2 protein-coding genes are annotated in these 12,270 nt (G+C 67.7%); both read right to left on the bottom strand.

The features are described from left to right. A partial coding sequence (locus ACIQNU_RS43630) for an amino acid adenylation domain-containing protein (RefSeq protein ID WP_401378257.1) occupies window positions 1-8,570 on the bottom strand: 8,570 nt, incomplete at its 3' end. Further along, window positions 8,570-12,112 (bottom strand): amino acid adenylation domain-containing protein, encoded by a 3,543-nt coding sequence (locus ACIQNU_RS43635; RefSeq protein WP_401378259.1) that lies wholly within the window; start codon window positions 12,110-12,112, stop codon window positions 8,570-8,572. The genes ACIQNU_RS43635 and ACIQNU_RS43630, both read right to left, overlap by 1 nt. Between the last annotated feature and the right edge of the window lie 158 nt (window positions 12,113-12,270).

The raw sequence follows: 12,270 nt of genomic DNA on the forward strand, positions 1-12,270 counted from the left end.
GCGTGATACGCCTCCAACACCTCACCCAAAACAATCGGCACACTCCACCCATCCAAAAGCAGATGGTGATAACTCCACACCAACTGATGCCGGTCGTCGGCGAGACGGATCACGGATATCCGTACGAGCGTGGGTGTGGTGAAGTCGGCGCCGCGCGCCCAGTCGGCATCCAGGTGCTCGGCGATCGCCTGGCGCCGGTCCTGTTCGTCGAGGTGGGAGAAGTCCAGTAGCCGCAGGGGCAGGGGCACGGCCCGGGAGACGACCGCGAGCGGCTGCGGTACGCCCTCGCCCTCCGTCACCACCGTGGAACGCAGCACCTCGTGCCGGGAGAACACCAACTCCCACGCCTGCCTCAGCGCATCGAGGTCCAACTCACCTTCCAGCAGGAGGCCGTTCTGCGCCCAGTACATGCCGGCGTCGGCGGAGAGGTGGGTGTGGAAGAGCATGCCCTGCTGGAGGGGGGTGAGCGGGTAGATGTCCTCGATGTCGGTGGGGATGCGGGCCGTGACCTGGTCCAGCGCGGCCTGATCGATGACCGCGAGCGGGAAGTCGGACGGGGTGGGTCCACCGACGCCCGGACGGCAGCAGTACTCGATCAGGTCACCCAGCACCTCGACGTAGCGCTGCGCGAGCCCCGCGATCGTCGCCTCGTCGTGCACCTCGGCGCCGTACGTCCACACCATCTCCAGACGGCCACCGCTGACCTGACTGTTGACGTCGATCAGGTACGGGCGTTCGTTCCGCGGCGCCTCCGACTCGCCGAGGGAGCCGGGCAGCCGCCTGAAGTGACCGCCTCGTCCGTCCTGCACGCGTCCGGCGCCGGACCCCGATCGCTGATCGGTATCGGGGTCGGTCTGCTGGGCTGACTGTCCGAGGTAGTTGAAGCTGACCTCAGCCTGACCCTCCGGAGTCCAGTCAGTCAGATGACGCAACAGCCCGTAATCCAACCCCTTACGCGGAACACCACGCAGATACTCCTTCGTACGCCGCAGCAACCCACCCAAATCACCATCTACCAACCCACCCAGAACCACCGGATACACACTCGTGAACCAACCCACCGTCCGCGACACATCAATACCGGCACCGACATCCTCACGGCCATGACCCTCAACATCCACCACCACCGAACTCGTCCCCACCCACTCCGTCAACACCGCACCGAGCACACTCAGCAGCACATCATTGATCTGCGTCCGATACGCGGCCGGCACCTCACGCAGCAACCGCTCCGTCAACCCCGACCCCAACGCCACACTCACCCGCCGCGCCCCCGACACCGGATTCCCACCACCACCCGCCACACGCGGCAACTCCACCACCGACCCCTCCACCCCCCGCCACAACCCCGCCCCCGCCACCACCTCCGGCGACACCGCCAACTCCGCCAGACGCTCACCCCACGCCTTGAACGACGACGTCTTTGATCCCAGCTCCACCACCGTCAAACCCCGCTCGACCTGCGCATACGCCGAAGCCAAATCCTCCAGCAGCACCGGCCACGACACCGCATCCACCACCAGATGATGAGCCACTACCAGGACGAGCTGACGCCCGTCAGAGCCCAGCTCGAACAGCGCCACCCTGAACAGCGGACCCCCCGCCAGCTCCAGACTCGCCTGCACCTCCGTCGCCCGCGCCTCCAAAAACGCCGCCTCATCCGCACCCGTCACACCACCCGCATCAACCACCGACACCAGATCCGACGCCTCGGCAGCCACCACACGACCCACCCAATCCCCGTCACGCACCTCAAAACGGGAACGCAACGCATCATGCTGCCCCACCACCGCACCCACCGCCCCACGCAACAACCCCACATCAACCCGCCCCTCCACCTCCAACACCGTCGACTGATTGAAATGCCCCGCCCGAGGCAACCCCCGACCCAAAAACCACCGCTGAACCGGAGACAACGGAAACTCCCCCACCACCACACCCTGCTCCGCAACCACCACACTCTCACCCGACGCCACCCGCGCCAGACCCCCCACCGTCTGATGATCAAACAACTGCGCCACCGACACATGCACACCCAACTCCCGCGCCCGAGCCACCACACGAATACTCACAATCGAGTCCCCGCCCAGCTCAAAGAAGTTGTCCGCCACACCCACCCGCTCCACACCCAAAACCTGAGCCCACACCTCGGCAAGGATCCGCTCGACGTCGGTGTCCGGCGCGATGTAGTCGCCCGCCGAGCCGACCCGGGAGTCCTCAGGGTCGGGGAGCGCGGCACGGTCGAGTTTGCCGTTCGGGGTCAGCGGCAGCGCCGCCAGTTCCACGAAGGCGGACGGGATCATGAAGGCGGGCAGTCGCGTGCTCGCGAACTCGCGCAGCTCGGCGACCGGCGGGATACCGTCCGTCTGGTCGTCGGGGACCAGGTAGGCGACCAGACGCCGGTCCTCCACCTCGCCGAATGCCGCCACCACGGTGGTGCGGATCTTCGGGTGGGCTGTGAGGACCGCCTCGATCTCACCCGGCTCGATCCGGAAACCACGCACCTTCACCTGACCATCCGCACGCCCGACGAAGTCGAGCTGCCCGTCCGCCAGCCAGCGCGCCCGGTCACCGGAACGGTACATACGGGTGCCGTCGGCGGCGAACGGGTCCGCGACGAACCGCTCACCTGTCAGACCGGGACGGCCCCGGTACCCGCGCGCCACCTGCGGACCCGCGATGTACACCTCACCCGGGACTCCCACGGGCAGTGGGTTCAGTCGCTCGTCCAGGACGTAGACCCGGGCGTTGCCCACCGGGGCACCAATCGCCGGCGCACCCGACAGACCATCCGGCTCCACGGTGCCTGTGGTGACCATGACGGTCGCCTCGGTCGGACCGTAGGTATTGACCAGACGACGGCCGGCCGACCACGCACGGGCAACCGGCTCCGTCAGGCGTTCCGCACCCAGCAGCAGGGTCCCGACACCGGGAACGTCCTGCGGGTCCAGCACCCCGAGCAGGGACGGGACGACACTCGCCGCACCCACAGCATCGGCGCGCAGCATGGACGTGAGCAGCGCACTCTCCGCCCGCTCCTCCGCAGTCGCCACCACCAGCACGCCGCCCGAAGCGAGCGTCACGGCGACGTCGAGTACCGCCGCGTCGAAACTGAACGACGCGAACTGAAGCATCCGCACACCCGGACCCGCACCCAGCACCGGCCCCAGAGCCGACACCATCCCCACCACACTGCCGTGCGCGACCTGCACACCCTTCGGCCGACCCGTCGAACCCGACGTATAAATCACATACGCCAACTGATCCGGAGACGAGGACACGATGTCGGGCGCCGTCGAGGGCAGTCCCGTCAAGGCGGATGCGACCGCCGGATCATCCAGCCACACCCCATGCTCAACCGTCAGCCCCTCGGCCAGGGGCCGTTGCCCGACCACTACCCGCACACCCGCATCCCCGAGCATGAACTCCAGCCGGTCGGCAGGGTACTCAGGATCCAGCGGCAGATACGCACCACCCGCCTGCCACACCGCAACCATCGCCACCACCATGTCCACCCCACGCGGCAGACACAAACCCACCACCGACTCAGCACCCACACCGGAATCGCGAAGGTACTGCGCCAGCCGATTCGCCCGCGCCATCAATCCGCCATACGTCAACGATTCCCCACCCGCCACCACCGCCACCGCATCCGGACCCACCACAGCCCGCTCAGCGATCAGCTCATGCACCCCACCCACCAACGGCAACACCACCGACGACGCATTCCACCCCTCCACCACCAACTCACGCTCACCCACAGAAAGAACCGGCAACTCACCCACCCGGCAGTCCGCTTCCTCCGCCACCCCCTCAAGCAGCGTGATCAAGTGACCGGCCAACCGCTCCACCGTCGCCGCGTCGAACAGCGCCGTGCTGTACTCGATGGTGCCCGTCAGGGTTCCATCGGCATCAGCCATCGTCACTGCCAGGTCGAACTTGACCGGCAGGACATTCGGGCCCGGCTCGTCAGCCGCGTCATCCCTGTCCTCGGGGCCCTGGCCGACCGCCTCACCGGAGGCGTCCTCAGAAGCACCCTCGGACTCCCCGGCGACATAGCTGAACAGGACCTGGAACAGGGGGTTTCGAGAGCGGTCCCGCTCGGTGACGAGTTCGTCCACCAGTTGCTCGAACGGCACATCCTGATGCGCGTACGCACCAAGAGCCGTCTCCCGCACCCGCCCCACCAACTCACGGAACGACGGATCACCCGACAGATCCGTACGCAGCACCAACGTATTCACGAAGAACCCGATCAGGCCCTCCGTCTCCGCACGGCTCCGATTCGCTACCGGCGTGCCCACGACCACATCATCCGAACCCGCATACCGACCCAACAACACATCGAAGGCCGCCAGCAGCGTCATGAACATCGACGCACCCAACTCACCCGACAGCTCCCGCAACGCCCCAGCCGTACGCGCCGACACACTGAACCGCTGCACCGCACCCGCCGAGGAACGAACAGCCGGACGCGGCCGGTCGATGGGCAGTTCCATCTCGGGTGCGTCGGCCAACGTGCTGCGCCAGTAGGAGAGTTGGGCGTCGAGGACATGCCCAGTGAGCCATGCGCGTTGCCACACGGCGAAGTCCGCGTACTGTACGGCCAGCGGCGGGAGCGGGTCCGGCTCGCCGGCCCGGAACGCCTCGTAGAGCGCGGCCAGCTCGCGCCGGAGGATCTGCCCCGACCACTCGTCGGACACGACATGGTGCATGGCCAGCGCCAGGAGATGTTCGTCCGGCCGCACACGGATCAGTGTGGCGCGGATCAGCGGCCCGTCGGCCAGGTCGAACGGCGTGACGGCGTCCGCGAGCATCAGCTCACGCGCGGAGCCCAGAGGGTCGGCGTCGTCGGAAACATCCGCCACTATGAGAGGGAACGGTTCCGGCGAGTCGATCACCTGGTGCGGTACGCCGTCGGGGCCCGCGACCAGTCTGGTCCGCAGTACCTCGTGCCGCGCCACCACCGCGCTCAGCGCCTCACCCAGGGCCGCGATGTCCAGGTCACCGGGCCAGAGGATCGGTTGGGGCACGTTGTACTCGGCGGATCCGGGTTCCATCTGATCAAGGAACCACAGGCGCTGCTGCGCGAACGACAACGCCAAGGGTTCGTCCCTGTCGGCCACGGCCATGGGCGGCACCGCCACACTGTGACCGGCCTCGTCGACCACAGCGGCCAGATCCCGCACCGTCGGGTGGTCGAACAGCGCGGCCAGAGGTACCTCGGCCGCGAACACGTCCCTGATACGCGAGACCACCTGGGTGGCAAGAAGAGAGTGCCCGCCCAGCTCGAAGAAGTCGTCGACCGCGCCGACCTGGTCCACGCCCAGCACCATCGTCCAGATGCCGGCCAGCAGCTCCTCCGTCACGCTCGCCGGAGCGACGAAACCCGTCAGGCCCTGGCGGGCGGCATCCGGTGCCGGAAGCGCGGCGCGATCGATCTTGCCGTTCGGGGTGAGGGGCAACGCGGCCAGCTCCACGAACACCGACGGCACCATGAACCCCGGCAACCGATCACTGACGAAGGCCCGCAACTCACCGACCCCCGGGATCCCCTCTTCCTGATCCACCGGAACCACATGCGCCACCAACCTCCGATCCCCCTCCACATCCCCCACCGTCACCACAACCGACCGCACCCCAGGATGACCACCCAACACCGACTCGACCTCACCCAGCTCAACGCGGAACCCACGAACCTTCACCTGATCATCAGCACGACCCACGAACTCCAACCGACCGTCCGCCACCCACCGCACCTCATCACCCGACCGGTACATCCGCGTACCGTCCCCCGCGAACGGATCCGCGACAAACCGCTCACCTGTCAGACCAGACCGGCCCCCATACCCCCGCGCCACACCCACACCCGCGACAAACAACTCACCCACCACACCCACCGGGACGGGGCGCAACTGCTTGTCGAGTACGTAGACACGGGTGTTCGACATCGGCGTACCGATCGACGGCACACCCTGACCCTCCGGATCGAGGACGGCGATGCTCGCGCACACGGTGATCTCGGTCGGGCCGTACGCGTTGAGCAGCCGGTACCCGCCACGCCACACCGCAGCCGCAGCCTCCTCCAGCCGCTCCCCCGCCGTCACCAACGTCCGCAGACCCACCAGATCCGCCGGATCCAGCACCGCCAGGAGCGACGGCGGCAGCGTCGCCACCCGAATCTCACGCTCCCGCACCAACGCCGCCAAGGCGCGAGGCTCGGCCCGCTCCTCCGCCGTCGCCACCACCAGCCGGCCACCCGCCACCAACGTCACCACGACTTCGGACACCGCGGCATCGAAACCGAACGGCGCGAACTGGAGCACACCGTCACCCGCACCGACACCAAACGTCCGTGCCTGCGCCAACGCCAGATTCACCACACCACCGTGCGCGACCTGCACACCCTTCGGCCGACCCGTCGAACCCGACGTATAAATCACATACGCCAACTGATCAGCAGTCGCCGGCACGACATCCGACTCCGGCGCCGTCGAGGGCAACTCTGCCAGCGCGGCCACCACACCCGGAGCATCCACCACCACCGTCCGCAGACGCCCCACCGGCAGCTCATCCACCAACTCCTCCGTGCCCACCAGCACCGTCGCCCGACTGTCCCGCAACATGAACCCCAACCGCTCCACCGGATACTCCGGATCCAGCGGCAGATACGCACCACCCGCCTGCCACACCCCCAACACCGCCACCACCATCTCCACCGCACGCGGCAGACACAACGCCACCACCGACTCCGCACCCACCCCCACACCCCGCAGATAATGCGCCAGACGATTCGCCCGACCCATCAACTCCCCATAGTCAAGGGACTCTTCCCCACACACCACCGCCACCGCACCCGGCGCCGACACCGCGCGCTCGGCAATCAGCTCATGCACCCCACCCACCACCGGCAACGGCTCAACCGTCGCATTCCACTCCTTCACCAACCGCTCGCGCTCGGCCCCGGTAAGAACCGGCAGCTCACCCACCCGCTGCCCCGCGTCATCGGCGACCGCACCCAGCACCGACACCAAGTGCCGAGCCATCCGCTCCACCGTCACCGCGTCGAACAGAGCGGTGCTGTACTCGATCACACCCGACAGCGCGCCCCCACTGTCCGTAAGCATCAGCCGGAGGTCGTACTTGGCGACGACATCGCCCTCAACGCTCCCCACTGCCAGCCCGTCCGTGCCACCTTCCGTGCCGCCTGCCGTGCCGCCTTCCGTATCGCCCTGGCGGTCATGAGACGGGTCCTGTGGCGCCCGGCCCTGCTGTCCGTCCTCGGTGAAGTAGTTGAACAGCAGCTGGAAGAGCGGGCTGCGCGACCGGTCCCGCTCCGTGACGAGTTCGTCCACCAACTGCTCGAACGGCAGATCCTGGTGCGCGTAGGCATTGAGGGCCATTTCCCGTACGCGGCCGAGAAGTTCCTCGAACGTCGGGTCGCCGGACAGATCGGTGCGCATCACCAGGGTGTTGATGAAGAAGCCGATCAGCTTCTCCGTCTCCGCGCGGTTCCGGTTGGCGACCGGTGTGCCCACCACCACGTCGTCCGACCCCGCGTACCGCCCGAGCAGGACGTTGAACGCGGCCAGCAGCGTCATGAACATCGTCGTGCCGCTGCGGCGGCACAGCTCGCGCAGGGCGTCCGCGGTCCGCGCCTCCACCGTGAACTGCGCCATCGCACCGGCCGGTGACCACACCGCCGGGCGCGGCCGATCCGTGGGAACCTCCAGGGCGGACGTGCCGTTCAACTGCGTTCGCCAGTAGGCGAGTTGCTCCTCCAGGACCTCTCCGTCCAACCACTGTCGCTGCCACACCGCGAAGTCGGCGTACTGCACGGCCAGCGGCGGCAGCGGGTCCGGTCGGCCGGCCCGGAACGCTTCGTAGGAGAGCAGCAGCTCATCGCGGAGGATCCCCTTCGACCACTCGTCGAAGGCGACGTGATGCATGGACAGGGCGAGTACGTGCTCGTCAGGGGCCAGTCGGATCAGCAGGGCCCTGATCAGCCGGCCGCCCGCCAGGTCGAAGGGCAGCGCCGCGTCCGCAGCCATCAATGCCCACACGGCCGAACCGCGGTCCTCCTCGGCGGACACGTCGGCCACCGGGAGAGGGAGGAATGCCGCCGGATCGATCACCTGGTGCGGCACACCGTCGTCGCCGGCCACGAGCCGAGTGCGCAGCACCTCGTGCCGGGCGACGATCGCGCTCAGGGCGGCGCCGAGCGCGGGCATGTCGAGCAGCCCGCCGAGCCGGATCGGCATGGGCACGTTGTATTCGACCGAGCCGGGGTCGAGCTGGTCGAGGAACCACAGGCGCTGCTGCGCGAAGGACAGCGGCAAATGCCCATCGCGGTCGGCGACCGTCATCGGCGGGGCCTGGCCGGCCATCGGTGCTGCCTTGCGGTCGATCAGCAGCTCGATGATCTCGTCACGACAGCCTTGGAGATGGGTACGGAGTTCCTCAGTGAGAACTCCCTTGGGCGCGAAGATCCGCAGCCTGCCGTCGACAACGGTGAAGCGGACGCCGCTGTCTTCGAGCTTCCGCAGAAGCCCCACAGGGGAGATGGACATCAGAAAACCCCGTTCTCGTCGGACTCTGCACCCTGTGCGTGACTGTCCAGGCTCTGGATCACGTCGTCTTCCGGCATGTGCTCGATCTCGTACCAGATACGTTCTTCGACCACGGCGGCCAAGCCCCTTACGGTGGGTTGGTCGAAGAGGGCGGAGACAGGTATCTCCAGCTCGAAGGCGTCCCGGATACGGGAAGTCACCTGCGTGGCGAGCAACGAATGTCCGCCCAGCTCGAAGAAGTTGTCCGAGGCACCGATCCGGTCCACCCCCAGAACCTCGGTCCAGAGCCTGGCCAAGGCTTCCTCCGCGTCCCCCGACGGAGCCTCGAAATCTTCCAACTGCGGTCGTTCCCCGGCTGGTTCGGGCAGCGCCGCACGGTCGAGTTTGCCGTTGGGAGTCAGCGGCAACTCCGCCAACTCCACGAAGGCCGCCGGGATCATGAAGGCAGGAAGTCTGGTGCTCGCGTACTCACGTATCTCAGTGAGCGCCGGGATGCCATCCGTCTGATCGGCGGGGACCAGGTAGGCCACCAGGCGCCGGTCATCGACCTCTCCGACCTCCCCGAACGCACCCACCACAGCGGTACGGATCTGCGGGTGGCCGGCCAGAACTGCCTCGATCTCACCCGGCTCGATCCGGAAACCGCGTACCTTCACCTGACCGTCCGCCCGCCCGACGAAGTCGAGCTGCCCGTCCGCCAGCCAGCGCGCCCGGTCACCTGAGCGGTACATGCGGGTGCCGTCGGCGGCGAACGGGTCCGCGACGAACCGCTCACCCGTCAGCCCCGGCCGACCCCCATACCCACGAGCCACCTGCGGACCCGCGATATACACCTCACCCGGAACGCCCACCGGCACGGGCCTCATCGATCCGTCCAGCACGTACAGATGGGCGTTGCCGACCGGGGAACCGATGGCAGGCATCCGTCGTATGTCAGGGGCGACGGTGCCGGCGGTCACCATGACCGTCGTCTCCGTCGGGCCGTAGGTGTTGACCAGGCGGCGACCGGTCGACCAGGCACGGGCCACCGGCTCCGTCAGGCGTTCCGCACCCAGCAGCAGCGTCCCGACACCGGGAACGTCCTGCGGCTCCAGCACGCCCAGCAAGGACGGGACAACACTCGCCGCACCCACACCATCGGCACGCAGCATCGACGTCAGCAGCGCGCTCTCCGCCCGCTCCTCCGAAGTTGCCACGACCAGGACACCGCCGGAAGCGAGCGTCACGGCGACGTCGAGTACCGCCGCGTCGAAGCTGAACGACGCGAACTGAAGCATCCGCACGCCAGGGCCCGCGCCCAGCACCGGGCCCAGAGCGGACACCATGCCCACGACGCTGCCGTGCGCAACCTGCACACCCTTCGGCCGACCCGTCGAACCCGACGTATAAATCACATACGCCAACTGATCCGGAGACGACGACACGATGTCGGGCGCCGTCGAGGGCAGTCCCTTCAAGACGGCTGCGACCGCCGGATCATCCAGCCACACCCCACGCTCAACCGTCAGGCCCCCGGCCAGAGACCGCTCACCCACCACCACCCGCACACCCGCATCCCCGAGCATGAACTCCAGCCGATCAGCCGGATACTCAGGATCCAGCGGCAGATACGCACCACCCGCCTGCCACACCGCCACCATCGCAACCACCATGTCCACCCCACGCGGCAGACACAAACCCACCACCGACTCAGCACCCACACCCGCCGAACGCAGACAGTGGGCGAGCCGATTCGCCCGCCCCATCAACCCGCCATACGTCAATACCTCCCCACCCGCCACCACAGCCACCACATCCGGCCCCACCACATCCGGACCCACCACAGCCCGCTCAGCAATCAGCTCATGCACCCCACCCACCAACGGCAACACCACCGACGACGCATTCCACTCCCCCACCACCAACTCACGCTCACCCACCGAAAGAACCGCCAGCTCACCCACCCGGCAGTCCGCTTCATCCGCCACCCCCTCAAGCAGCGTGACCAGGTGCCCCAGCATCCGCTCCACGGTCGTGGCATCGAACAGCGCGGTGCTGTACTCGATCTGCCCCGCCAGATCACCCTCGTGGTCCGCGAGCATGACGGCCAGGTCGAAGTTCACTGCGCTCGTCGCCAGCACGTCGACCGAAGACGAATCAGCACTTTCATGCTCGTCGGGCCGAGCAGGGGCGTCGTCGTGACGCGCGGGCTCCTCGGGCGTGTAGTTGAAGAACACTTGGAAGAGGGGGGTGCGGGACCGGTCCCGCTCGGTGACGAGGTCGTCCACCAGTTGCTCGAACGGCAGATCCTGGTGCGCGTACGCGGCCAGAGCCACCTTCCGTACGCGGCCGAGCAACTCGGTGAAGGTCGGGTCGCCGGACAGGTCGGTGCGCAGCACGAGTGTGTTGACGAAGAACCCGATCAGGTCCTCCGTCTCGGCGCGGTTCCGGTTGGCGACCGGTGTGCCCACCACCACGTCGTCCGACCCCGCGTACCAGCCGAGCAGCACGTCGAACGCGGCTAGCAGCGTCATGGACATCGTGACGCCGTTCTTGCGGGACAGCGCCCGCAAGGCATCCGCGGTCCGCGCGGGAACGGTGAATTCGATCGCCGCTCCGTCGGTGGACCGTACCGGCGGACGCATCCTGTCCGTCGGCAGCTCCAGCGCCGGCAGAGCCGCCAACTGGTCGCGCCAGTACGTCATATGGGAGTCCAGTACGTCGCCGTCCAGCCACTGGCGCTGCCATACCGCGAAGTCCGCGTACTGTACGGCCAGCGGCGGCAACGGGTCCGGTTCGCCCGCGCGGAACGCCTCGTAGAGGGCGGACAGCTCCTCGCGGAGGATGCGTACCGACCACTCGTCGAAGGCCACATGGTGGACTGCCAGGGCCAGTACGTGTTCGTCGGCGGAAAGCCGGATCAGGGTGGCCCGGAGCAGCGGTCCCTTGGCCAGGTCGAACGGTGCCATCACCTCCGCGGTCACCAGTTTCCGGGCGACCGCCACCGGGTCGTCCTGGCCCGAGACATCCGCCAGCGGCAGCACGAAGAGGGCCGGCTCGTCGATCACCTGATGCGCGACGCCGTCCGCGCCCACCACCAGTCTGGTCCGCAGTACCTCGTGCCGCCTCACCACCGCGCCCAGCGCCGAGGTCAGCGCTGCGACGTCCAGGTCTCCGAGCCAGCGTACGAGCAGAGGAACGTTGTACTCCGTTGATTCCGGGTCCAGTTGGGCCAGGAACCATAGGCGCTGCTGGGCGAAGGACAAGGGGAGGTCGCGGTCCCGGCCCGACGGTGTGATGGGCGGTGCGGCGACCCTCTGGGGCGAGCTGTCGACCACATCGGACAGCTCACGGACCGTCGGGTGGTCGAACAGCGCGGAGAGCGGGACCTCGGTCGCGAACACGGTCCGGATGCGGGACACGACCTGCGTGGCGAGTAGCGAATGTCCGCCGAGTTCGAAGAAGTTGTCGTGGATGCCGACCCGGTCGACGCCGAGTACCTGCGCCCAGACACCTGCCAGCAGCTCCTCCGCCGCACTCCCCGGCGCAACAAACCCCTCCAACGCCGGCCGCACACCATCCGGAACCGTCAACGCACCCCGATCAACCTTCCCATTCGGCGTCAGCGGAAGACCCGCCAACTCCACAAACACCGACGGCACCATGAACTCCGGCAGACTCCGCCCCACAAACTCCCGCAACTCACCCACCGACGGCATAC

This window comes from Streptomyces sp. NPDC091292 (assembly GCF_044757265.1).
In the GTDB taxonomy this organism is placed as follows: domain Bacteria; phylum Actinomycetota; class Actinomycetes; order Streptomycetales; family Streptomycetaceae; genus Streptomyces.